This window comes from Candidatus Accumulibacter sp. ACC012 (assembly GCF_907163155.1).
Classification (GTDB): Bacteria; Pseudomonadota; Gammaproteobacteria; order Burkholderiales; family Rhodocyclaceae; genus Accumulibacter; species Accumulibacter delftensis.
Genome location: NZ_CAJQUC010000002.1, coordinates 40,369 through 65,135, shown reverse-complemented (window position 1 = coordinate 65,135; position 24,767 = coordinate 40,369). Strand labels below are relative to the sequence as shown.

The window sequence follows — 24,767 nt, the reverse complement described above, 5'->3', positions numbered from 1 at the left end:
ACGCCGCCCGGCAATCGTACTACAAGGCCGCCATCGACAAGCAATCGAGTTTGACAGGCGGCCGTCCGGCGCGGTCAATCAAGAGTCATTGGAGCCAAAACCTCGTAACGCCGAATATCAGCCCCGACGACCTGGCGGCGATTGCCGCCGCGATCACGACCCTGCAGGAGAAACTCGGCGGCCTGATCGAGTTCTCGGTCGAGCAGCGGCGTAGCCTGGCGAAGATGGGCGACAAGTCGGAAGCCTTTTGCCGACAGACGCTGATCGTCCTGGCGCAGAACAGGCAGATCATCCCGCCGGAACTCGATCTCGCCGAAGCCGAGCGCGATCTCCACAAGCTCGATCTCTTGCGACCGCACCTGGCCAGCCTGCGGCAGCTGGTGGGCAAAGCCGACGACACCGAAATAGCGCTCGGCAGCGACATCCTGACGGCCGCGCTCGAGGCTTATGCGCTGGCCAAGGTCTTCGGCAATGGCGCCGGGCGTCGACCTGCCGATTACCATCGCGAAGTGAGCGCTAGGCGAACCGGCCACCCGTGGTCCAGCAGCGCACAGCTGCTGCACAGGCGTTTGCTGAAGAAGGGGTCGTTCTCGGAAAACAGAAAACAGAGCACGCTAAGGTAGCGTTGCACACAGTATGGAAGCTATGAATTCCCGCTACCGCGTGGGAATTGTTCGATCTGCTCGATCGTGCGAAGCCGTGTTTCGTTCCTGTTGATCACCATCGTCAGGATGACCAAGCCGTTTCGTCCTTCGCCGACATCTACTTTGAGGGTCACACCACTTTGGACAAGGCTCACCTTTCGCGGTGGACAAGTGAGCGTCTGGCGAAGCCGGCGCCGGGCTTCTTCTCGGAACCCTGATTTACTGTCATAGTGAATGACCCCCCTGAGCCCACCTGAAAGGAGTTCATCATGAAGACCCTGCACTCGCTCGTCGCCCTCGCCCTCATGGCCATTGTCTCGCTGGCCTCCGCCGCCGAAGGTCTGGTGGTCGTCAAGAGCCCCTATGGCGTGCTGGCGACCATGGACCGCTTCGAGAAAGTCGTCAAGGAACGCGGACTCACCGTCTTCGCGCGTATCGATCACGCTGCGGGCGCGGCGAAGATCGGCAAGTCCCTGCGCGCCACGGAGGTCATCATCTTCGGCAATCCGGAAGGCGGCACGCCGTTCATGGAATGCGCACAAACAGTCGGCATCGATTTGCCCCTCAAGGCGCTGATTTGGGAGGACGACAGTGCGCAGGTCTGGCTGGGCTATAACGATCCCCTCTTCCTGGCCCAGCGACACGACGTCGCGCAGTGCCCGGTCGCCGAGAAGCTGAGCAAGGCCCTGGCCGGCCTGGCGAAAGCGGCTCTCGCACCCTAGGGGCATGCGCTGCATTCTTGATGGGCTGTCGGCAAGCATCCACCCACCCATCCACCCATCCACCGTCATTGCGAGGAGGCGCAGCCGACGCGGCAATCCAGAGGTTTGGCTTTTCGCGTTGTCAGTATGTCAGTGCGGCAGCGTGTCACTGCGGCAGGAGATAGTGAGACGATGGAACGGGATTGCCACGTCGGCTGCGCCTCCTCGCAATGACGTGCGGGTTGGTGTGGCGCCGCGCTCCCTTTCCGGTGGCCAGCGCAATCAGCGAGTTCCCGGGACGCGTTGTAGCCTGCGCGTCGAGCGTCCTGCCTGGTGCCTGAGCGCGCGCTGTAAGGAAACACCGCTTGCGCTCGACCAAGGCAGGACGATCAACCGGAGAAAAAACAAGATGCACGCCACCCTCCCCCTTCTCGCCATCAGCACTTTCCCGGCCTTGCGCCGGCGCTCGGTGGAAACCCTGCAGGTCAATCTCGGCTATCGCTGCAATCAAAGCTGCCTGCATTGCCACGTCAATGCCGGCCCGCAGCGCAAGGAGGAAATGACCGCCGAGACGATCGATGCGCTGCTGGCCTTCATTGCCGCCAGCCCCGAAGTCAAGGTGCTCGACCTGACCGGCGGCGCGCCGGAACTGAACAGGCATTTCCGCCGCCTGGTGGTCGCCGGTCGGCAACGTGGTCTGCGCGTCATTGACCGCTGCAATCTGACCATCCTCGAGGAGCCGGGCCATGAGGATCTAGCCGATTTCCTGGCCGAACATGGCGTCGAGGTGGTCGCCTCGCTGCCCTGCTATCTCGAAGAGAACGTCGACCGGCAACGCGGCAAGGGCACTTTCGACGCCAGCATCCGCGGCCTGCAGCGACTCAATGCGCTCGGCTACGCGGCTCCCGACAGCGGCCTGCTGCTTAATCTGGTCTTCAACCCGCAAGGACCGACGCTGCCGCCACCGCAGGAAGCGCTGACCGCCGCCTACCGCGAGCATCTCGGGCAGGAGTTCGGCATCGTTTTCAACGAGCTGTTCACGCTCAGCAACATGCCGATCCAGCGCTTCGGGTCGATGCTGATCTCGAAAGGTCAGTTCAACAGCTACATGCAACTGCTGCGCGGCGCGCATCGCGACGACAACCTCGAGCAGGTGATGTGCCGCAATCTGCTGTCGATCGACTGGCAGGGCTATCTCTACGATTGTGACTTCAACCAGCAGCTCGGCCTGCCCCTCGGCCTGGCAGCGGGCAAGCCACCTGGCCAGCCCGGCCAGCCACGCCTGCACATTACCGAGCTCAGCGCCGCGGCCCTCGAAGGACGCCCGATCCGCGTTGCCGATCACTGCTATGGCTGTACGGCGGGACAGGGCTCGAGTTGCGGCGGCGCGCTCGGCGAGGTGCTCGGCGACCAAATCGCTGCCGCGCCGACTTGCGGCAGCTGATCGCTTGCTGAGAATCGCGTCGGAAATACGCCGCCACACCAGCGCGCACGTCATTGCCACGACGGCAGCGCCACCAAGCGGGCGAAATCCCGCGACCTCACGGCTTTCAGGCTGCGCTCAGGGTCGCTGAAAGCCTGATCAGGAAAGCAGCACCACTCTAGATCGGAAAGGCGGTAATGAATACTCGACGACTGCTGCTGATGGCTGCCCTGGGCGGCCTGCTGGTGGCCTACTTCGCGCTCGACCTCGGTCGCTTCCTGAGCATCGACTACTTCAAGAGCCAGCAGGAAACAATCGAAGCCTGGCGTGCGGCGCAGCCGGTCAAGGCGGGCTTGCTGTTCTTCCTCGCCTACGTGGCCGTGACCGGGCTGTCGCTGCCCGGTGCCGCTGTGCTGACGCTCGCCGGCGGTGCCATTTTCGGACTCTTCTGGGGCTTGCTGCTGGTCTCCTTTGCCTCGTCGCTGGGCGCCACCCTGGCTTTCCTGGCCTCGCGCTTCCTCTTGCACGACTGGGTACAGAAGCGCTTCGGCGAGCGCATGCGCGCCATCAACGCCGGCATCGCCAGGGAAGGCGGCTTCTATCTGTTCACCCTGCGCCTGGTACCGCTCTTCCCCTTCTTCGTCATCAACCTGGTGATGGGGCTGACGCCGCTGAAGACGCGCACTTTCTACTGGGTCAGTCAGCTCGGCATGCTCGCCGGCACGCTGGTCTATGTGAATGCCGGCACGCAGCTGGCCAGGATCGACTCGCTGGCCGGGATTCTCTCGCCGGCGCTGCTCGGCTCCTTTGTGCTGCTCGGCATCTTTCCGCTGCTTGCCAAGAAGATCGTCGACACCCTGGCGGCCCGCAAAGTCTATGCCGGCTGGACGAAGCCGGCGCGCTTCGATCGCAATCTGATCGTCATCGGTGCCGGCTCGGCCGGACTGGTCACCGCCTACATTGCCGCGGCGGTGAAAGCCAAGGTGACGCTGATCGAAAAACACAAACTCGGTGGCGACTGCCTGAACACCGGTTGTGTGCCCTCGAAGGCAGTGATTCGTTCGGCCAAGCTGCTCTCGCACATGCAACGCTCGCAGGAGTTCGGCATCCGCGCAGCAAAGGCAGAGTTCGACTTCGCCGAGGTGATGGAACGTGTGCAGCGGGTGATCAAGACCGTCGAACCGCATGACTCGGCCGAGCGTTATACCGAGCTCGGCGTCGAAGTGATCGCCGGCAGCGCCAGGATCATCTCGCCGTGGGAAGTCGAGGTGCTGCGCAACAGTGGCGAGCGCGAGCGGCTGACGACGCGCAGCATCGTCATCGCCACCGGCGGTCGCCCTTTCGTGCCGCCGCTTCCCGGTCTCGAAGAGGTCGGCTACCTCACCTCCGACACCATCTGGGAGCTGCGCCAACTGCCGCGCCGGCTGCTCGTCCTCGGCGGCGGCCCGATCGGCTGCGAACTGACGCAGGCCTTCGCCCGTTTCGGTGCGCAAGTCACGCAGGTGCAGCAGGGGCCACGGATCATGGTCCGCGAAGATCCGGAAGTCTCGGAAATGGTCACCAAACGCTTCCGCGACGAAGGCATCAGCGTGCTCCTCAATCACCAGGCGAAAGCCTTTGTCGTCGAGGACGGCGAGAAGATCCTGCTCGCCGAACACCAGGGCCAGGAAGTGCGCATTCCCTTCGACGCCTTGCTGGTAGCGGTCGGCCGGGCAGCCAACCTGAGTGGCTACGGCCTCGAGGAACTGGGCATCGCGACGAATCGGACGATCGAGACCAACGACTTCCTGCAAACGAAATATCCGAACATCTACGCCGCCGGCGACGTCGCCGGCCCCTTCCAGTTCACCCACACCGCCGCGCACCAGGCCTGGTACGCGGCGGTCAATGCGCTCTTCGATCCGTTCAGGAAGTTCCGTACCGATTACTCGGTGATCCCCTGGGCGACCTTCGTCGAACCCGAAGTGGCGCGCGTCGGGCTCAACGAGAGCGACGCCAGGGCGCGCAACATCCCTTACGAAGTGACGCGCTACGGTATCGACGATCTCGACCGGGCGATCGCCGACGGCGAAGCGCATGGCTTCATCAAGGTCCTCACCGTTCCCGGCAAGGATCGCATTCTCGGCGTCACCATCGTCGGCGAGCACGGCGGCGACCTGATCGCCGAGTATGTCCTGGCCATGCGCCACGGCATCGGCCTGAACAAGATTCTCGGCACCATCCACATCTACCCGACGCTCGCCGAAGCCAACAAGTACGTCGCCGGTAACTGGAAGAAGGCGCACGCGCCGCAGCAGCTGCTCGCATGGGTCGCACGCTTCCACGCCTGGCGCCGCGGCTAGGCAGCTGCTTCACCTCGGCGCCGCGCCCTTCCTGCGAGCCAGCGTTTTGCCGATTGACCTGTCGATCAAGGAGTAATGACGATGCAAATTGCGATGCTGGGATTGGGCCGCATGGGCGCCAACATGGCGCGGCGACTGCTGCAGGGTGGACACGACTGCGTGGTCTACGACCCCAAGCCGGAAACCGTCGCCCAACTGGTGCAGGCGGGCGCCAGCGGCGCCGCCAGCCTGGCCGAACTGGCCGACCAGCTGAGGCCGCCGCGCGCCGCATGGATCATGGTCCCGGCGGGCGAGATCACCGACGCGACGGTGATGGAACTGGCCAGCCATTTCGCCGCTGGCGACGTCATCGTCGATGGTGGCAACAGCCATTTCAAGGATGACGTGCGCCGCGCGCGAGTGCTCGCCGAACGCGGCATCCTCTATCTCGACGCCGGCACCAGTGGCGGCGTCTGGGGCCTGGAACGTGGCTATTGCCTGATGATCGGCGGCGATGCGGCGGCGGTGAAACGCCTGGAGCCGGTTTTCCGGACGCTGGCGCCGGGCCCTTCCGGCGTGCCGCCGTCGCCAGGGAGAACGCCTGGCGGCAGTGCCGAGCAGGGCTATCTTCATTGCGGCCCGGCCGGGGCGGGACACTTCGTCAAGATGGTGCACAACGGCATCGAGTACGGCCTGATGCAGGCCTATGCCGAGGGTTTCGACATTCTCCGCAACGCCGACAGCGAAGCCCTGCCGAGCGCTGAACGCTACCCCTTCGACCTCGCCGATATCGCCGAGCTGTGGCGGCGCGGCAGTGTGGTGACTTCGTGGCTGCTCGACCTGTCCGCCGCGGCGCTGGCCAGGCAGCCCGACTTGTCCGGCTATAGTGGCTTCGTGCAGGATTCCGGCGAGGGCCGCTGGACGGTGCAGGCGGCGATTGACGAGGCCGTGCCCGCGGAAGTGCTCACCGCCGCGCTCTACGCCCGCTTCCGCTCGCGCCAGGAACATACGTTTGCCGAGAAAATGCTTTCCGCGATGCGCGCAGGCTTCGGCGGCCATGTCGAGCCGAGCAAGGCCGAGTAAGGCGAAGCGCCATGCAACAACGCCGCTGGCACGAATTCGATAGCCGCAGCGACCTGGAAGCGGCGGCTGCCGATGCCATTCTCGCCAGCGCGCAACAGGCCATCGCCGAACGCGGCGCCTTTCGCATCGTGCTCGCCGGCGGCACGACCCCGCGCCAGGTCTATCGGGCGCTGTGCGCGGCGAGGACCGAGTGGTCGGCGTGGCACATCTATTTTGGCGACGAGCGCTGCCTGCCGCCGGCAGATGCGCAGCGCAACAGTGCCATGGCGAGCAGTGCATGGCTCGCGCAGGTGCCCATCCCGCAGCTGCAGGTGCATCCGATTCCGGCTGAACTGGGCGCCGAAAAAGCGGCGCTCTGCTATGCGCAGGAACTCGCCACGCTGGGCGCGGGAACGGACTTCGACCTGGTCCTGCTGGGCCTCGGCGAAGACGGCCATACCGCCAGCCTGTTCCCCGGAGAAGCCTGGGAAAAGGCAACAAAGCTGCCGCCGGTGATCGCCATCCTGCACGCCGCCAAGCCACCGCCAGAAAGGGTCACGCTGAGCCCCGCGCGGCTGAGCAGCGCCAGACAGGTGATCTTCCTGGTCAGTGGCCCGGACAAGCAGGAAGCACTGCAAGACTGGCGCCACGGCGCACCTGTCCCCGCCAGTCGGATCACTCCGACTGGCGGCGTCGACATCTTTTTCCATACCTCACCCGACTCTTGACGCGCCGGCCTTTGCTGCGCCCGCCGTTGACGCTCCCCCTCCCGCTCGCTTTCGCAAGGAAAAACCGATGCCTCCCATGGCTGCGCTGTCTCCACAAAACGATCCGAGCACTCCCCTGGCAACGCCGGCCGCGCCCCTGCCCGCCGCCGAGCCATGCATCGTCGTCATTTTCGGTGCCACCGGCGACCTGACGCGGCGCAAGCTGATACCGGCGCTGTTTCGTCTGGCCTGCGAGCGCTGCCTGACCGAGAAGTTTCAGCTCCTGGGAATCGGGCGCCAGGTGCTGGCCGACGATGCCTTCCGCGAACATCTGCACGGCGGCGTCGCCGAATCGCCCGAGACCAGCGACCTGGCTGACGTGGCCGAGCAATGGCCGGGCTTCGCCTCGCGGCTGCATTATCTGCAAGGCGACTTCGCCGATCCGGACACTCACCGGCGACTGGCAGAATCCCTGCAGGCGCTGCCCCTGCCCGCCGCCGCCAACCGCCTGTTCTATCTGGCCACTGCGCCCAGCGCCGCGCCGACCATCATTCGCCAACTGGCCAGCGCCGGGCTGAACCAGGAGCAGCAAGGCTGGTCGCGGCTTGTCATCGAGAAGCCTTTCGGCCGTGACCTGGCGTCGGCGCACGCCCTCAACGCCACGGTCGCCGAAGCCTTCGCCGAGCGACAGATTTATCGCATCGACCACTACCTCGGCAAAGAGACCGTACAGAACCTCCTTTTCTTTCGCTTTGCCAACGCGCTTTTCGAGCCGGTGTGGAACCGCAACCACATCAACTATGTCGAGATCACCGCCGCCGAACCCCTCGGCGTGGGACATCGGGCGGGCTACTACGAAGAATCGGGCGCGCTGCGCGACATGGTCGCCAACCACCTGCTGCAACTCCTGGCACTGACGGCCATGGAAGCACCGGCAAGCCTTGACGCCGACGTCATCCGCGACAAGAAGAGCGAAGTCTGGCGCAGCATCCGCCCGATGACGGCCACGGAAGTAGGGCTGCGCACGGTGCGCGCGCAATATGCTGCCGGAACGATCGACGACCTGCCCGTGCCCGGCTATCACCAGGAAAAGGGCGTTGCTCGCGACTCCCGTACCGAGACCTACGCGGCACTGGAGTTGAGCATCGACAACTGGCGTTGGGCAGGTGTACCCTTCTACATGCGTACCGGAAAATGTCTCGCCCGCCAGGTCACCGAAATCACGGTTCATTTTCGGCACGCGCCGGTCAGCCTGTTTCCCAATACCAATACGCTTGAGTCCAACAGCATCACCCTGCGCATCCAGCCGGACGAGGGTATCAGCCTCGTCTTCGGCGCCAAGCAACCGGGAGTGGGGAAACAGGCGACCGCGGTGAGCATGGACTTCTGCTATCGCTCGGCTTTTGCCGGCCAGCCGCCTTCCGCCTATGCCGTACTGCTGCTTGACGCGATGCGCGGCGACCCGACCCTGTTCACCCGTCGCGACGGCGTCGAGGCGCAATGGCGGCTGATGACGCCGATCGAAGAGGCCTGGGCCGCGCAACAGGACGAACCCCTGCCCTCCTATGCCGCCGGCAGCGATGGCCCGGCCGCAGCCGACGCCCTCTTGAGCCGCAAAGGCCATCGCTGGCGTTTGATCGCCGACAACGTCGGCATGTGTCACATCTGAGAGCCGAGAGACTTGAGGGCGCAGAAAGAGAGCCGACGAGACGCCGCGACGGCGCGATTGACGAGCACTCCCGCAGCCATGGATACTGGTCGGCACAGCGGAACAAAGCACAGAAAGCAAACAGCTCATACAACTCATTCAGCTCACGCAGCGCACGCAACGCGCTGACTCTTACTCTTGTCCGGAGAGCTCTCCCTTGCCAGCGCACGACACCCCCAGCTTCCGTACCCTGCCCGGCGTCTATGAGCCATCTGGTATCCAGCAGCTCCCCGACGGCCGTTTTATTGTCGTCGAGGACGACAGCACGCAGCCGCTCAGCGTGATCACCATCGACGCCGACGACAGCGTCAGTAGTACGCCCCTGGCAACGGACGACGCCAAGCGCAAGCTGGGCCTGTTCGACCAGATCAGGCTCGCCCTCGGCGTGCCCGACAAGGACGCGCAACAAGGTGCAATCAGTGAACTGGGTGAACTCGACGACCTCGAAGGGGTCGCCGTCGACCGCGCGGGAGTCATCTATGCGATCACCTCGCACTCCCGCGACAAGGATGGCGAGGTGCGGGCAGCGCGCGAAAAACTGATCCGCTTTCGCATCGACGGCGAGCGCGTCGTCGACGCCAGCGTCGCCACGGGGGTGAAACAGGCCTTGACCGCTGCACACCCGGTGCTTGCGGCTGCGGCCAGGATCCGCGACGTAAAGGCCGACGGCGGGCTGAATATCGAAGGGCTGACCCTGAGTTCCGACCAGCGTGCCCTGCTGCTCGGATTGCGTGCGCCACTGCTCAACGGCCGGGCGATTATCGCTTGTCTTCATGAGCCCGAAACGCTGTTTGAAACGGGCGCCGAAGCCAGGATTGCGGCCTCGCTGATCAGCCTCGATCTTGGCGGCAATGGTATCCGCGGCATGGCCTACATCCCCTTGCTGAATGGCTATCTCGTGATCGCTGGCCCGATGGCGCGCGCGCAGGTACAGTTCGAACTCTGGTTCTGGAGTGGTGATGCCGATGACCGGGCACGCCGGGTGACGGTCGCCGGCTTGCCCGGCTTCGAGCACGCCGAGGGAATCACCGCGGCAGTCATCGATGGCCAGCCGCGAATCGTCATCGTCAGTGACGACGGCAAGCGCAAGGAACAACGCTTCGCCCGCTTCCTGCTTCTCGACCCGGCGCAACTGCAAATCGCGCCTTGAGGCCGTGAAAATCCTTCCCGGGCCATAAGCGATGAAGCCATTCAAACGCAGGGCGCTGCTGGCAGGCGTGCTGCTCCTGCCCTTGCTCACCGTCGCTCTGGCCGCAGGGCCCTGGCACGCCGCTCGCCAGAACACCTACGGCTGGCAGTTCATGACCCCGGACGAGCGTGTCGAACATCAGCGGCTGATGCGCAGCTTTGCGACTTACCAGGAATGCAAGGCCTACCAGACGAAACGGCACGCCGAATTGTCCGAGCGCGCCCGTGCAGTGGGTGTCGTTCTCGAAGCGTCGCCGGAATCCGGCTGTGACAAGCTGCGCGCGCGCGGCCGGCTGCAATGAGCCGGCCAAGCTCGGCGCCAGGCGCCGCCTCAGCCCGTCGCTTGGTTGCCCCGACGCTGGCCTTGTCAATCGCTCTCGCCAGCGTCTACTGGGCGCTCCCGGAGGATTTGACGGCCTGGCGCAGCGCCGGCATCGTCGCCGGATGGGCGGGCACCGGCCTGCTGGTGGCCAGTCTCTTGCTGATGGTTCGCGAGGCCCGCCTGGCGCGCCTGCTCGGCGGCCTCGAGCTGAGCTATCGCTGGCACCACCGCTGCGGCCTGATCGCCTATCTTCTCCTCCTCTGCCACCCCTTGGCGCTGGCACTCGACGGCTGGGCAGAAGCGCCGCAGCTCGCCTGGCAAACGCTCGATCCGCGTGCGCAGTCCTGGCCACTGTGGCTTGGCTGGGCCGGACTACTCTTGCTGATGCTCGGCCTGGCCAGCACTTTCGCCGTGCACCTGCCGTACCGGCGCTGGCGCAGCTTTCATTTCCTGCTTGGCGGCGGCGTCCTGCTCGGCTTGACGCATGTCTACGTGCTGCTTGGCAACGAGCCGCTACTCCTCGCTTTGCTGCTCATCACGACGCTGGCGCTCGGCTGGCGCCTGCTGGCCAGCGATCTCGGCCTGAGCGCTCACCCCTACCGGGTAACGCAGGTCGAAAAGCCGGCGGCAGGAGTGATCGAGGCCGCGCTGGCGCCCTGTGCCGCGGCACTGGCGCTTAGCCCAGGCCAGTTCGTTCTCGCCGCCTTCGGCGACGGCCCAAGCTTTCACGGCTGTGGCGAATACCATCCCTTCACGGTCAGCGGCATTGACCACCAGGGCCGACTACGAATCAGCGTGCGCGCACTTGGCCCCTGTTCTCGCCATATCCAGGAACTCGAAGCGGGCGTTCTGGTCCGCCTCCAAGGTCCCTTCGGCAGCTTTCTGGACGATGTTCGCTGGGCGCCCCAACTCTGGATTGCGGGCGGCATCGGCATCACCCCGTTCATTGCCGAGTTGCGGGCGCAGCGCTGCAGCCAGCCGACGACCTTGCTCTACCTCTTTCGCCACACCGCCGATGCCGTTTTTCTCGAAGAACTCGCCGCCGCGAGCCGCGAGGATGCGCAATTCGTCTTGCTCACTGACGCCTCCGGATCCGGCCTGCCGGATGTCGACCGCCTGCTGGCACAGGTGTCCGGGCTGCGCGAGCGGCAGGTGCACATGTGCGGTCCACAGCCGCTGCTGGCAACGCTCACCGCAGCCCTGCGTCAGCGCGGAGTCAGCGCCGCAGCCATTCATTTCGAGAGTTTCGATTTCCGCTGATGCGCCAATTATTCATCATCGCCACCGCTTCCTTCTGGCTGCTGCTACTCGGCTTCGCCAGCAGCGATCGATGGCTGCCCAACCAGGTTCAGGCACCCCTGCTGATCGCCAGAGGCAACTTCCGTACCCTCGGCGAAGTGGCCAGGCACAAGACTGCCGACGATTGCTGGATGGCGATCAACGGCGAAGTCTACGACCTCAGCAGCTATCTGCCCGAGCACCCGAGCGAGCCGGAAGTCATCAAGGTCTGGTGCGGCCGGGAAGCGAGCGAGGCCTACCGGACAAAAATGAAGAACCGCGCCCACTCGGCCCGCGCCGATCGCCAGCTGGCCGAATACCGAATCGCCACGCTGCAAGACCGCTGATCGCGCGCTCGCACCACAGCACAAGCACACCGCTCACTCCACTCCGCGGCCTTCGTAGACCCTGGCGGGCAGCTTGCAGTTGGCCAGCGACCGTCCTGTGCACTCTGCCTCATGTCGGCAAAAGATTGACTTGCCCGCTGGCGCCCCCGATACTGCCTGCGGCACCCCTTGGAGCTTGCCTCACATCTGTTTCACGTTGCTTTAACAAAGGAGGGACGAGATGCACGCTATTACGATCATGCTTTCCGGATTGCTGGCAATTGGCCTGTCTGGAACGGCACAAGCGAAGAAAGACAAGGACGACGACAAGATTGCGGAGTGCGACAAGCATACAAAAGTCGCCAGAGCGAACGACGATGGGCTCATCAGCCTGAAGGAAAAAATGAAGAGAGGCTGCGTCATCGAGGTCAAGGATCTTCATCCGACACAGTCGGCAGTCGGGATGGACGCCGTCGAGTGCAAGGCCGCCAAGATTACGGGGAAAGCCAAGGCCGGGAAACTGGATCAATATCTGCTTGGCGAGAAGCGCTGGGTGCCCTTGGTGCGGGGGCCGGGCGAAGTGTTTTACCTCACCGACCACCATCACCTGTCCACCGCCGTGTGGAACGCAGACCTGAAGAACAGTGACAAGAAGGTTTACGGCTACCTCCTTGCCGACTGGTCCGACCTGAAGGATGACGACTTCTGGGCGCGGATGGTAGCGAAGCACGATACCTGGCTGAAGAATCCGGCCGGCGAGGATATCCGGCCCAGCCAGCTTCCGAAAAGCATCGGCGCCCTGCAGGACGACCCCTTGCGAACGCTGTCGGCGTGGGTGCGAAACAGTTGCGGCTACATCAAGTGTGACGCTCCCGGCGTCAGCCTGGACGACGACGAACTGAGCTGCGACGACAAGTTTCACGAGAGCGCGACCTGCGCACCGGCCAACGTCTATTTCCTGGAATTCAAGTGGGCCACCTACCTCGGCAACGTTCCCGCGGTGAAAGAGGCGCTGGCAAGCGAAGCGAGCTGCTCGCAACAGGATCCCTTGAATCAGGAGTGCCTGGACAAGCAGTATGACGTGATGATCAAAGCACTGCCGCTGGCGATGCAGGCAGCGGCAGCGCCAGAAGCCTTGCAGGCGCTGGGCAAGGATGCGGGCCACAACCCGGCGCTGCAACCCGGCATCCCGCAACCGAAACGCTGCCAGTAACAGCGTCGGCGACAGGCGTGGCGTCGCTCGACGCCCGCCCGCCGCTGCCTTCCCAGAGCGCGCTGAGTTAATGTGAAAGTCGCGCAAGCGACTCACGAAACTCCCTTCTCCCCTTGCGGGAGAAGGGGCAGGGGAAGAGGGAAACGGTCATGACTTTCATGATTTGGGGTGTCTCCACGTGTCATGACCGTTAATGTGAAAGTCGCGCAAGCGACTCACGAAACTCCCTTCTCCCCCTGCGGGAGAAGGGCCGGGGGTGAGACGGTGAATTCGGGGAGCATGCTCCCTGCCCGGCGAACGATTCCGGCGTGTAAGCCAGAATGCGCACTGCAAGTGAGAGGGTGGACGGTCATGACTTTCATCATCCGGGGTATCTCGACTGTCATGACCGTTTGCTCATCGCGCTCGGGAAGGCAGCATGCCGCGGTTCAATCAAGCGCGGCGGCAGGAGGTATACTACGCCATCCCTCCAAACCAAGCCAACACACGCCTCGACCATGAAATATCAGATCATCCCGGTAACCCCTTTCGCACAGAACTGCAGCCTGCTGTGGTGCGAGCAAACAAAACGTGGCGCGGTCGTTGATCCGGGCGGCAACATGGCGAGCATTCTGCGGGCGGTAGAGGCAAACGGCGTGACCCTGGAAAAAATTCTCGTCACCCATGGCCATGTCGATCATGCGGGTGCGGTTGCCGAACTGGCCGAGCGCCTGTCTCTGCCGATCGAGGGACCACATCGCGAGGATCAGTTCTGGATCGATGGCATGCAGCAACAGAGCAAAATGTTCGGACTGCCGGCAGCGCGCCCTTTCACACCCGACCGCTGGCTCGAGCAAGGCGATACGGTAGGCTTCGGCGAGGTCGAAATGGATGTTTTGCATTGCCCGGGGCATACGCCGGGGCATGTGGTCTTTTTCAGCAAGGCAGACCGTCTGGCGATCGTCGGCGACGTGCTCTTCCAGGGTTCTATCGGTCGTACGGATTTCCCGAAAGGCGATTTCGACACCCTGATCTCGTCCATCCGTGGCCAACTCTGGCCACTTGGCGATGACGTGACCTTCCTGCCAGGCCACGGCCCGAGTTCGACTTTCGGTGCCGAGCGCCGCAGCAACCCCTTCTGCGGCGACTAGCGCCCGACTACCCTGACCGGCGGGGGCGGCGAAACGAGAGGTGAGAGGTGAGAGCCGAGAGGTGCTTGTCGCACCTCTCGCGCCCTCCCCTAGCCGGGGGGCACCCGTCTTAAAAGTGCAAGGGCCGCTTGTCGCAGGCCAGGGCCGCCTCGTGAACCACTTCCGACAGCGTCGGATGAGCATGACAGATGCGCGCCAGATCTTCGGATGCAGCACCGAACTCCATGGCCACGACACCTTCAGAGATCAATTCCGAAGCATTCGGACCGATGATGTGGACGCCAAGGATACGATCCGTCTGCGCACAGGCCAGGATCTTGGCGAAGCCGCTCGAATCGCCCATTCCCAGGGCCCGACCATTCGAGGCAAACGGGATCTTGCCCACCTTGAAGGCCGTGCCTTCGGCCTTCAACTGCTGCTCGGTCTTGCCAACCCAGGCGATCTCCGGGCTGGTGTAGATCACCCAGGGAATGGTGTCGAAATTGCAGTGCCCGGCCTGCCCGGCCATGATTTCGGCGACCATCACGCCCTCTTCCATGGCCTTGTGCGCGAGCATCGGTCCAGCGACCACATCGCCCACCGCCCACACCCCGGGAAGATTGGTACGGCAGTGTGCGTCGACCTCAACCTGACCGCGTTCGGTGAGTTTGAGCCCGACCTTGTCGGCATCCAGACCTTCGGTATTCGGGATGCGGCCGATCGAGACAATCAGACGATCCGCGTCAAGTCGCTGCTCCTGCCCGTCCTTGTCCGTATAGTCGATCGAAACACCCTTCTGCGAGATCTTGACGTCACCAATCTCGATACCGGTGATGATCTGCAGGCCCTGTTTGGCAAACAGTTTGGCTGCTTCCCTGGCCACATCGATGTCGGCTAGCGAAAGAAACTCGGGCAAGGCCTCGAGGAGCGTCACTTCGGCACCGAGACGCCGCCAGACGCTGCCCATTTCGAGACCAATGACACCAGCGCCGATGACCGCGAGCTTCTTCGGCACCGCCGCAATGTCGAGCGCGCCTTCGTTGTCGCAAACGATCTCGTTATCGACCGGAACACCGGGCAGGTGACGCGCCCTGGAGCCGGTGGCTACAATCACCTGCTTCGCCTCGACGACGCTGTCACCCACCTTAACCTGCCAGTTCTCGCCTTTCTGGCCAAGGAATGCGCCATGACCGTTGAGCAGGGTGACCTTGTTCTTCTTGAACAGCATCTTGATACCGCCGGTGAGCTGTTTGACGATGCCGTTCTTGCGGCCCACCATCTTGGCGACGTCAATGCTCGGCGTCCCGACATCGATCCCCTGCGCAGCAAAGCCGTGCGACGCTTCCTCGAAAAGATGGGAGGTATGCAACAGGGCTTTCGACGGGATGCAGCCCACGTTCAGGCAGGTGCCACCGAGGCGCGGCTCGCCCTTGGGATCGGCGTAGGGATTGGATTCACAACAGGCGACACTGAAACCCAGTTGTGCCGCTCGGATGGCGGCAATATAGCCACCGGGCCCACCACCGATAACGAGAACGTCGAATTGCTTGGACATGATAGTTTCCCTTTCCAGCCGCAGAGACAGCGAGGCACGGACTTCGCACAGTGTGGAACTCTGCGACTCCGTGCCTCGGTGGTGAGAGTTTATACGCCGAGGAGCAGGCGGGCCGGATCCTCCAGCGCCTCCTTCATGGTCACCAGGCCAAGTACGGCTTCACGACCATCGACGATACGGTGGTCGTAGGACATTGCCAGATAGTTGATCGGGCGAATGACAATCTGACCGTTCTCCACCACCGGACGATCCTTGGTGGCGTGAATACCGAGGATCGCCGACTGCGGCGGGTTGATGATCGGCGTCGACAACATCGAACCGAAGACCCCCCCGTTGGAGATCGAGAAGGTACCACCGGTCAGATCCTCCATCGACAGCTTGCCGTCCTTGGCTTTGGCGCCAAACTCGCCGATCTTTTTCTCGATATCGGCGATCGACATCTGGTCGGCGTCGCGCAGAATCGGGACGACCAGGCCGCGCGGGCTGCCCACGGCGATACCGATATCGATGTAGCCGTGGTAGACGATGTCGCTGCCATCAACCGAAGAGTTGATGATCGGAAACTTCTGCAGCGCGGCGACGGCAGCCTTGACGAAGAAGCCCATGAAGCCCAGGCGAACGCCGTGTGCCTTCTCGAAGCGCTCTCCGTACTGCTTGCGCAAGGCCATGACCGGACCCATATTGACTTCATTGAAGGTGGTCAGGATGGCGTTGCTGGCTTGTGACTGCAACAGACGCTCGGCAACGCGGGCGCGCAGGCGCGACATCGGTACGCGCTGCTCCGGCCGATCACCGAGCGCCACGGTCACCATCGGCGCGGTGGCCAAGGCAGGTGCGCTCACTTTCGCAGCCACAGCGACTGGCGCGGCGGCAAGGCTAGCGGCAAGGCCAGCGGCAACCGGCCTCACCGCCGGACGCTCAGCGGCCACGGCATCAGCCTTGCTTACCCGCCCACCACGGCCCGTACCGACAACGTCGCCAGCGGCAATACCCTTTTCTTCGAGGATTTTGCGTGCCGCCGGCATGGCAACTCCCGCCGCCGCAGCGCCAGCTGCCTCCCCGGCAGGCGCCGCTTTCGCAGGCGCCGCTGTGGCCACTGGCGCGACCACAGCACCGGCCTGCGCCGTGGTATCGATACGTGCAATGACTTCGCCCGCAACAACCGTGTCGCCATCGCCCTTGACGATTTCAACCAATACGCCACTATCCGGTGCCGGCAGTTCGAGAACCACCTTGTCGGTCTCGATGTCGATAAGATTCTCATCCCGGGCAACCGCTTCACCGGCTTTCTTGTGCCACGAAACCAGCGTCGCTTCAGCGACAGATTCCGAGAGCTGTGGAACTTTGACGTCGATGATCATGTTCTCTCCGTTCTAGGGCAATTTGTAGTACTCGATCTCACCAAGCGCGGAGTCGATCAGAGCCTTTTGTTGGGCATTATGCTTGCTGGCATAGCCAACTGCGGGGGAAGCGGCCGCCGGGCGGGAGACGAGCAGCAAATGCTGCTTGTCGTTGAGCTCGCGCGACAGATGCTGGCGTGAGGCGATCCAGTACCAGGGACCCTGATTGCGCGGTTCGTCCTGACACCAGACGATTTCTGTTGCCTTCGGATACTTGGCCACTTCGTCGTGGAAAGACTTCTCCGGGAAGGGATAGAGTTGCTCGAGGCGGGCAATCGCGATATGGGCAACTTTCTTCTCCTGCCGTGCGGCAACCAGATCGTAATAGATCTTGCCGGAGCAGAAGATGACGCGGGTGACTTTCTTGGCGTTGATCGGCTCGACTTCGCCAATAACACGCTGAAACTCGCCGTCACTCAACTCTTCGAGGCTCGATGTTGCGTCTTTGTGGCGTAGCAAGGACTTTGGCGAGAAAACGATCAGCGGCTTGCGCTGATTGCGCACGGCCTGGCGACGCAGCAGATGGAAGATCTGCGCCGGCGTCGTCGGCTGGCAAACTTCCATGTTCATCTCGGCAGACAACTGCATGAAGCGTTCGATGCGCGCCGAAGAATGCTCCGGGCCCTGCCCTTCATAACCGTGCGGCAGAAGGAGGACCAAGCCGCTGGCACGACCCCATTTGGCTTCACCGGCAGCAATAAACTGATCGATGACCACCTGCGCGCCGTTAACAAAGTCGCCAAATTGCGCTTCCCAGACCACCAGTTCGTGGGGGTTGGCAGTCGAGTAGCCGTACTCGAAGGCGAGAACGGCCTCCTCCGAGAGGACCGAGTCATAGCACTGGAAGTTGGCCTGCTTTTCCTGGAGATGAGCCAGGGGAACATAGGTGCCGTCGTCCCACTCTTCACGATTCTGGTCGTGCAGCGCCGCGTGGCGGTGGAAGAAAGTGCTGCGGCCAACGTCTTCACCAGAAATACGAATACCGTAACTGGACACCAGCAAGGACGCGTAGGCGAGGTTTTCGGCCATCCCCCAGTCTACCGGCAGTTGCCCCTCGCCCATCGCACGACGATCGTCGATGATCTTCTTGACCCGACTGTGCAGGGTAAAACCCTCGGGCAGGGTCGACAAGCGTTCGCACAGGCGCCGCAACTCCGTGATCGGCACCTTGGTATCGCAGGTTTCGATATAGCGCGGCGAAAGAAAAGGCGTCCAGTCGATGGTCATCGGATGCTTGTAGCCGGCGAGCACCGGGTTGTACAAGAGCTCGCCGCGGTCGAGATGGGCGCGGTAATCGGCAATGATCTCGTCCGGGCCTTCGACCACCAGAACCCCTTCGTCAACCAGTTTGTCTGCGTACAGCTTGCGTGTCCCTGGATGCAACCTGATCTTCTTGTACATCAGGGGTTGCGTGACCATTGGCTCGTCTTGCTCGTTATGCCCGAGCTTGCGGTAGCAGACGATGTCGACGACGACATCTTTCTTGAAGGTCCGACGATAATCCATGGCGATCGCGGTGACCAGGGCGACCGCTTCGGGGTCGTCGCCATTGACGTGGAAGATCGGCGCCTCGGCCATCTTGAAGATGTCCGTGCAGTACAGCGATGAACGGTAGTCGCGCGGGTCGGAAGTGGTAAAGCCGATCTGGTTATTGACCACGATGTGCACCGTACCACCGACGCCATAGCCCCGCGTTTGCGCGAAGTTGAGCATCTCCTGGTTGACGCCCTGACCAGCCACGGCAGCGTCACCGTGAATGAGCACCGCCAGCACCTTGTCCTTGCCGTCCTCGCCGCGACGCAGCTGGCGTGAAAACACCGAGCCAGCGACCACCGGGTTAACGATTTCCAGATGCGAGGGATTGAACGACAGCGTCAGATGGCACGGTCCGCCGGGTGTCGAGACATCGGACGAGTAACCCATGTGATACTTGACGTCGCCAGCAGTCAGATCCTGCGCCTTCTTGCCCTCGAACTCGTCGAAGAGCATCGACGGCGCTTTACCCAGCGTGTTCACGAGAACATTGAGGCGACCACGGTGGGCCATGCCCACGACGATTTCGTCAACGCCGCCGCTTCCCGCCACACGGATCAGTTCGTCGAGGGAGACAATCAGCGACTCGCCACCTTCAAGGGAGAAACGCTTCTGACCGACGTAGCGTGTGTGCAGATAGCGTTCGAGGGTTTCAGCAGCCGTCAGGCGCTCAAGCATGCGCAGGCGCTGCTCGGGGGTATAGCTGGGTTTGGAGTGGATGCGCTCAAGGCGATCCTGCACCCAGCGCTTCTCGGCGAGCGTGCTGAGGTACATGTACTCGACACCGATAGAGCCGCAATAGGTGGCTTTGAGGGCATCGAGAATCTGCCCGAAGGTGGCATGCTCAGGCACGCCCTTGAACGAACCGACGGCGAACATGGTGTTGAGGTCGGCGTCCGAAAGCCCGTAGTAAGCCGGGTCAAGCTGCGGCAGATCCGGACGTGGCGTGCGCTTCAGCGGGTCCAGATTGGCCCAACGATCACCCGCAAAACGATAGGCGGTGATCATCTGCAGAATGCCGACCTGCTTCTTGTCATCGGCCGGCGCCACCGCTGCGGCGCGGTAGCCACCCTTCTTCGCCTGCTCGGCAAAAGCGTTGATCACCGGCAAGTGCGGCACATCGCGCGCGACGTGACCGGGAAGCTGCGCCAGCTTGTCGAAATACTCGCGCCACTGCTCGGAGACGGAACCGGGATTATCGAGGTAGTTTTCGTACAACTCCTCGACGAAGGGCGCGTTACCGCCAAAGAGGAGGGAGTTACCAAAAAGCTGATTCATCATGGCTTTACCTGTCGTCACGGTCCTGGTGCGGAGAGCGAAAACCTGTGGCCGAAAGCCACAGCATGAAAAAAGGGCGGCTACCGTCGCCGCCCCTCGGAGTCGATATCAGCTCTAGCGCTGGTCAGCCGGAATAACGTCGCGCCTTGCTGCCCCCACGTAGAGCTGACGGGGACGACCGATCTTGTATTCCGGATCGTTGATCATCTCTTCCCATTGCGTCATCCAGCCCACCGTACGGGCCAGGGCAAAGATGCAGGTGAACATCGTGGTCGGAATACCGAGCGCCTTCTGAACGATACCTGAGTAGAAATCAACGTTCGGATAAAGTTTCTTCTCGATGAAGTAGTTATCCTCGAGAGCGATCCTTTCGAGTTCCATCGCCAGCTTGAACAGGCGGTCATTCTCCAGCCCCAGCTCCTGCAGAACTTCGTTGCAAACAGTCCTCATCAGGGTCGCGCGCGGATCGAAGTTCTTGTAGACGCGGTGCCCGAAGCCCATCAACTTGAAGGAATCGTTCTTGTCCTTGGCCCGAGCGATGTACTCGGCAACGCGCGAGACGTCGTGAATTTCTTCGAGCATCTGCAGGCAGGCCTCGTTGGCACCACCGTGCGCCGGGCCCCACAGGCAGGCAATGCCCGCCGAGATACAGGCATAGGGGTTGGCGCCGGAAGAACCCGACAGACGCACGGTCGAGGTCGAGGCATTCTGTTCGTGGTCGGCGTGCAGGGTGAAGATGGTATCCAGCGCACGCACCAGTACCGGGTTCGGCTTGTACTCCTCGCAGGGATTGCCGAACATCATGTGCATGAAGTTCGCCGTGTAATCGAGATCGTTACGCGGGTACATGAAGGGCTCGCCGACGTGATACTTGTAGGCCATGGCGACGATGGTCGGCAGCTTGGCGACAATGCGGTTGAAACTGATGTTCTGGTGTTCGAGATCGGAGAAATCCTCGGCCTCATGGTAGAAGGCAGACAGCGCGCCAACGACCCCAACCAGAATGGCCATCGGGTGAGCATCTCGACGGAAGCCCTGGTAGAACTTCACCAGTTGCTCGTGCACCATGGTGTGATTCTTGATGTTCTTCTCGAAACCGGCCTTCTCGGCAGGTGTCGGCAACTCGCCATTCCACAGCAGATAGGCGACCTCGAGGAAGTTGCAGCTTTCGGCCAGTTGCTCGATTGGATAACCGCGATACAACAGCTCGCCCTTGTCGCCGTCGATGAAGGTGATCTTTGACCGACAGCTCGCCGTCGACAGGTAGCCGGAATCGTAGGTAAACAAGCCGGTCTTGGCGCCCAAGGTGCGGATGTCGATGCAATCATTGCCGTGGGTAGGCGTCATGATCGGAAACTCGACGGGGTCACGCCCTTCGATGTTCACAATTGCTTTACGTTCGGTCGTCATGGTTTATCCCCGTTCAGGTATTGAAGGCACAGCATGGATCGTAAAAGCGCCAGATTAGGGCAGCTTCCTTACTTAACTCTTACGTTGCGCAGCAAGGCAACGACTTCGGCCTGTACAGAGTCCGTACATTCGCGGCTACCGTTGATCAGCGGCCACAGTTCCAGGTCTTCCATATCGGCCAGGATGATAAAGGCATCCGCCTGCGCGGGAGCAAGGGTCGGGAAAATGCGCTCGAGGAACTCCCCGAGCAGCAAATCCATTTCCAGCATCGCACGCCGCGTACAACGCCAGCGCAGACGGTTGATTCGCTCGCGTTCGTCCATCAGATTGCGCGACGAACCATCATTTCCTTGATTTTGCCTATCGCCCGCGTCGGATTCAGATTCTTCGGACAGACATCGACACAGTTCATGATCGAGTGACAGCGGAACAGTCGATACGGATCCTCAAGGTCGTCCAAACGCTCGTTGGTGGCCTCGTCGCGCGTGTCGGCGATGAAGCGATAGGCGTTCAGCAGACCGGCAGGGCCGACGAACTTGTCCGGATTCCACCAGAACGAAGGACAAGAGGTCGAACAGCAGGCGCACAGGATGCACTCGTAGAGACCGTTGAGTTCGTCGCGCTCCTCCGGCGACTGCAAGCGCTCGCGCTCCGGACGCGGGCTGTCGTTGATCAGATAGGGCTTGACCGAGTGATACTGCTTGAAAAACTGCGTCATATCGACGATCAGGTCGCGGATCACCGGCAGGCCGGGCAACGGCCTCAACACCACCGGCTGCTTGAGATCGCGGATGTCGGTGAGACAGGCGAGGCCGTTCTTGCCGTTGATGTTCATCGCATCAGAGCCGCAAATACCCTCACGACAGGAGCGGCGATAAGACAGCGTATCGTCCTTCCCTTTCAGGCGGGTGAGGATGTCAAGCAACTTGCGATCGATCTCGAAATCAACCTCAACCGAGATGTCCTGCATATAGGGCGCATCATCCTGGTCAGGATCGTAGCGGTAAATCTTGAACTCCATGGTACTGGTGGCCATAATCATTAACTCCGTGGCATACGATCAGTAGGAGCGCGTCTTCAGCGCGATGGATTCGACAGTCAGCGGGGTCATGGTCACCGGCTTGTAGCTGAGACTGCTGCCCTCGCGTTGCCAGAGCGTATGCTTGTGCCAGTTGGCGTCATCGCGCCCGTTCGGGTTTTCCGGCGTATCGGGCGCGTCGTCCCGCACATGCGCACCGCGGGATTCCTTGCGCGCCTCTGCCGAAACCAGCGTCGCCTTGGCGACCTCAATCAGGTTGTCGAGTTCCAGCGCTTCGACGCGCGCCGTATTCCAGACCTGCGACTTGTCCTTGATCTCGGTCCTGGCGACCGCTTTCTCGATGTCGACGATCTTGGCGACCCCTTCGACCAGCATGTCCTTGAAACGGAAGACACCGCAGTGCTTCTGCATCGTGCGCTGCAACTCAAGACGGGTTTCGTTGACGTCACTTCCGCCAGTCTGAGTATTGAGGCGATGCAGGCGCGCCAGGGTGCGTTCGGCGAAGTTTTCCGGCAATTCCTGATGCGCGACCTTGCCCGAAGCCAGGTCCTCGATCACCGAATCTCCGGAAGATTTGCCGAAGACCAAGAGGTCGAGCAGGGAATTGGTGCCCAAACGATTGGCACCATGGACCGAGGCACAGGCCACCTCGCCGGCTGCGTAGAAGCCCTTGACCGGCACTCCGTCGGCGGCGACCACCTGACCTTTGTAGTTGGTCGGAATACCACCCATCTGATAGTGGCAGGTCGGCACCACGGGAATCGGCGCCTGGATCGGATCGATACCGGCGAACTGGATCGAAATCTCGCGAATGCCGGGCAAACGCTTCATGATCGTTGCCGGGTCGAGGTGGGTAATATCGAGGAGCACGAAATCCTTGTTCGGCCCGCAACCGCGGCCCTCGTTGATTTCGGTGACCATGGCCCGGGAAACCACGTCGCGCGACGCCAGATCCTTGGCGTTCGGCGCATAGCGCTCCATGAAACGCTCGTTGTCCGAGTTGCGCAGAATACCGCCCTCACCGCGCACGCCTTCGGTAATCAGCACCCCGGCACCGGCGACGCCGGTCGGATGGAACTGCCAGAACTCCATGTCTTCAAGAGCAATGCCGGCCCGCGCCGCCATACCCAGACCGTCGCCGGTATTGATGAAGGCATTGGTCGAGGAATAGTAGATGCGGCCGGCACCACCGGTGGCAAAAATTGTCGCCTTGGCGTGGAAAGCGACGACTTCGCCGGTTTCCATTTCCAGGGCGATGACCCCGAGCACCTGACCCGACTCGTCACGAATCAGATCCAGCGCCATCCATTCGACGAAGAACTGCGTGTTGGCGCGCACATTGCGCTGATAGAGCGCGTGCAGCATCGCGTGCCCGGTACGGTCGGCCGCGGCGCAGGCACGCCGCACCGGCTTCTCGCCGAAGTTCGACATATGCCCACCGAATGGGCGCTGATAGATCTTGCCTTCGTCCGTGCGGTCAAACGGCATGCCGAAGTGCTCGAGCTCGACGACCACCTCGGGCGCCATCCGACACATGTACTCGATCGCATCCTGGTCACCGAGCCAGTCGGAGCCCTTGACCGTATCGTACATGTGCCAGTGCCAGTGATCCTCTTCGGAGTTGCCCAGGGACGCGGAAACCCCGCCTTGCGCGGCCACGGTGTGTGAACGGGTCGGGAAGACTTTTGACAGCACGGCCGTCTTCAATCCACCCTCGGATAGCTGAATCGCTGCGCGCAGCCCAGAACCGCCTGCGCCAACGATGACAGCATCGAACTTACGTACCGGTATGCTTGAATTGCTCACTTACGTTCTCCACAGAATCCGAATCGCCCAGCCGGCGTAACCGACCAGCACCGTCGCCGTCGCAATCATCAACAGCAGGCGTAAACCATCCGGCTTGATGTAGTCCATCCAGATATCCCGGATGCCGATCCAGGCGTGGTAGAACAGGCTGATGAAGAAAAGGAAGGTCGCGAAACGCATGAAACCACCGGCAAAGACACCGCGCCAGCTTTCCAGCGAGTCTGGCCCAACGGAACCGATGACCACCAGGAAGATCACCGTGTAGACCGCCATGACGATGGCAGTCGCGCGCTGAATGATCCAGTCCTTGAGGCCGTAATGGGCCCCGACAAGAATACGATTTACCATAGCACTTGCACTCCCACGATCAGCGTCAGGGCGATGCTGACGCCGAAGACAATCTTGCTCGAAAGAATCGCTTCCTTGAGGTCGACACCGATGTGCACGTCAAGCAGCAGATAGCGAATGCCGGCGCAGAAGTGGTGCATGTAGAACCAGATCAGACCGAGCAGGATGATCTTCACCAAGCCGTGGTCAACCACCGCCTTGAAGCTGGCAAAGGTCTCCGCCGAGTTCAGACTGCTCTCGAACAGCCATAAGAGGAACGGCAGCAGCAGAAAAAGCGCAGCCCCGCTAATTCGGTGAATGATCGACAGAATACCCGGAAGCGGTAGCCTGATCGTCGGCAAGTCCAGATTCTTTGGACGCTTTTTCTTTATTGCCATCTCTGCCATGGACGTCATC

22 protein-coding genes are annotated in these 24,767 nt (G+C 62.2%); 13 read left to right on the top strand and 9 right to left on the bottom strand.

Features of this window, described 5'->3' with window-relative positions; translation table 11 throughout:
• Window positions 1–50: 50 nt before the first annotated feature.
• The 13 genes from QZ648_RS00825 (at window position 51) to QZ648_RS00765 (ending at window position 14,023) form a co-directional block, all read left to right on the top strand.
• A complete protein-coding gene (locus QZ648_RS00825; protein ID WP_169065898.1) occupies window positions 51–623 on the top strand; it encodes a hypothetical protein in 573 nt (190 codons plus the stop codon).
• Between the two features lie 290 nt (window positions 624–913).
• Window positions 914–1,366 carry a DUF302 domain-containing protein gene (locus tag QZ648_RS00820; protein WP_291995835.1) on the top strand — a complete coding sequence of 151 codons (453 nt, stop codon included), beginning with the start codon at window positions 914–916 and terminating at the stop codon, window positions 1,364–1,366.
• 388 nt (window positions 1,367–1,754) lie between these two features.
• A complete protein-coding gene (gene arsS / locus QZ648_RS00815; RefSeq protein WP_169065896.1) occupies window positions 1,755–2,789 on the top strand; it encodes an arsenosugar biosynthesis radical SAM (seleno)protein ArsS in 1,035 nt (344 codons plus the stop codon).
• Window positions 2,790–2,965: 176 nt separating this feature from the next.
• Window positions 2,966–5,110: an FAD-dependent oxidoreductase gene (locus QZ648_RS00810; protein ID WP_169065895.1), complete on the top strand. Its 2,145-nt coding sequence runs from the start codon at window positions 2,966–2,968 to the stop codon at window positions 5,108–5,110.
• An 81-nt stretch (window positions 5,111–5,191) separates the two neighbouring features.
• Window positions 5,192–6,172: a phosphogluconate dehydrogenase (NAD(+)-dependent, decarboxylating) gene (gnd, locus tag QZ648_RS00805; RefSeq protein ID WP_169065894.1), complete on the top strand. Its 981-nt coding sequence runs from the start codon at window positions 5,192–5,194 to the stop codon at window positions 6,170–6,172.
• 11 nt (window positions 6,173–6,183) lie between these two features.
• A complete protein-coding gene (gene pgl / locus QZ648_RS00800; protein ID WP_169065893.1) occupies window positions 6,184–6,879 on the top strand; it encodes a 6-phosphogluconolactonase in 696 nt (231 codons plus the stop codon).
• Between the two features lie 67 nt (window positions 6,880–6,946).
• Window positions 6,947–8,527, top strand: a complete 1,581-nt coding sequence (gene zwf / locus QZ648_RS00795; RefSeq protein ID WP_248595283.1) for a glucose-6-phosphate dehydrogenase — start codon at window positions 6,947–6,949, stop codon at window positions 8,525–8,527.
• A 196-nt stretch (window positions 8,528–8,723) separates the two neighbouring features.
• Entirely contained in the window at window positions 8,724–9,716 is a 993-nt protein-coding gene (locus QZ648_RS00790; RefSeq protein ID WP_169065892.1) for a DUF3616 domain-containing protein, read from the top strand.
• Between the two features lie 31 nt (window positions 9,717–9,747).
• Window positions 9,748–10,056, top strand: a complete 309-nt coding sequence (locus QZ648_RS00785) for a hypothetical protein (RefSeq protein ID WP_169065891.1) — start codon at window positions 9,748–9,750, stop codon at window positions 10,054–10,056.
• A 62-nt stretch (window positions 10,057–10,118) separates the two neighbouring features.
• Entirely contained in the window at window positions 10,119–11,336 is a 1,218-nt protein-coding gene (locus QZ648_RS00780) for a ferric reductase-like transmembrane domain-containing protein (RefSeq protein ID WP_248595282.1), read from the top strand.
• Window positions 11,336–11,701, top strand: coding sequence for a cytochrome b5 domain-containing protein (locus QZ648_RS00775; protein WP_336511619.1), 366 nt, complete (start codon window positions 11,336–11,338; stop codon window positions 11,699–11,701). The genes QZ648_RS00780 and QZ648_RS00775 overlap by 1 nt, the downstream gene beginning before the upstream one ends.
• Window positions 11,702–11,921: 220 nt before the next feature.
• A complete protein-coding gene (locus QZ648_RS00770) occupies window positions 11,922–12,893 on the top strand; it encodes a ParB/Srx family N-terminal domain-containing protein (RefSeq protein WP_291995834.1) in 972 nt (323 codons plus the stop codon).
• 497 nt (window positions 12,894–13,390) lie between these two features.
• Window positions 13,391–14,023 (top strand): MBL fold metallo-hydrolase, encoded by a 633-nt coding sequence (locus QZ648_RS00765; protein ID WP_169065660.1) that lies wholly within the window; start codon window positions 13,391–13,393, stop codon window positions 14,021–14,023.
• A gap of 109 nt (window positions 14,024–14,132) precedes the next feature.
• Here the strand turns inward: QZ648_RS00765 and lpdA are convergent, their stop codons facing one another.
• The 9 genes from lpdA to sdhC all read right to left on the bottom strand — a co-directional run bounded on the left by lpdA (window position 14,133) and on the right by sdhC (window position 24,757).
• Entirely contained in the window at window positions 14,133–15,557 is a 1,425-nt protein-coding gene (gene lpdA, locus QZ648_RS00760; RefSeq protein WP_169065661.1) for a dihydrolipoyl dehydrogenase, read from the bottom strand.
• An 89-nt stretch (window positions 15,558–15,646) separates the two neighbouring features.
• Window positions 15,647–16,918: a 2-oxoglutarate dehydrogenase complex dihydrolipoyllysine-residue succinyltransferase gene (gene odhB, locus QZ648_RS00755; RefSeq protein ID WP_291995833.1), complete on the bottom strand. Its 1,272-nt coding sequence runs from the start codon at window positions 16,916–16,918 to the stop codon at window positions 15,647–15,649.
• A gap of 12 nt (window positions 16,919–16,930) precedes the next feature.
• Window positions 16,931–19,771, bottom strand: a complete 2,841-nt coding sequence (locus QZ648_RS00750; protein WP_169065663.1) for a 2-oxoglutarate dehydrogenase E1 component — start codon at window positions 19,769–19,771, stop codon at window positions 16,931–16,933.
• Between the two features lie 111 nt (window positions 19,772–19,882).
• Complete coding sequence (gene gltA / locus QZ648_RS00745) at window positions 19,883–21,178, bottom strand: citrate synthase (RefSeq protein ID WP_169065664.1); 1,296 nt, start codon at window positions 21,176–21,178, stop codon at window positions 19,883–19,885.
• 68 nt (window positions 21,179–21,246) lie between these two features.
• Window positions 21,247–21,501, bottom strand: coding sequence for a succinate dehydrogenase assembly factor 2 (locus tag QZ648_RS00740; RefSeq protein ID WP_169065665.1), 255 nt, complete (start codon window positions 21,499–21,501; stop codon window positions 21,247–21,249).
• Entirely contained in the window at window positions 21,501–22,214 is a 714-nt protein-coding gene (locus QZ648_RS00735) for a succinate dehydrogenase iron-sulfur subunit (protein WP_169065666.1), read from the bottom strand. Before QZ648_RS00735 ends, QZ648_RS00740 begins: the two co-directional genes overlap by 1 nt.
• Before the next feature lie 24 nt (window positions 22,215–22,238).
• On the bottom strand, window positions 22,239–24,023 hold the full coding sequence (gene sdhA / locus QZ648_RS00730) for a succinate dehydrogenase flavoprotein subunit (RefSeq protein WP_291995832.1): 1,785 nt from the start codon (window positions 24,021–24,023) through the stop codon (window positions 22,239–22,241).
• The gene (gene sdhD / locus QZ648_RS00725) at window positions 24,024–24,371 is read right to left on the bottom strand and encodes a succinate dehydrogenase, hydrophobic membrane anchor protein (protein ID WP_169065667.1); all 348 of its coding nucleotides are present in this window, start codon (window positions 24,369–24,371) and stop codon (window positions 24,024–24,026) included.
• Window positions 24,365–24,757: a succinate dehydrogenase, cytochrome b556 subunit gene (gene sdhC / locus QZ648_RS00720; RefSeq protein ID WP_291995831.1), complete on the bottom strand. Its 393-nt coding sequence runs from the start codon at window positions 24,755–24,757 to the stop codon at window positions 24,365–24,367. Before sdhC ends, sdhD begins: the two co-directional genes overlap by 7 nt.
• Window positions 24,758–24,767 lie beyond the last annotated feature (10 nt).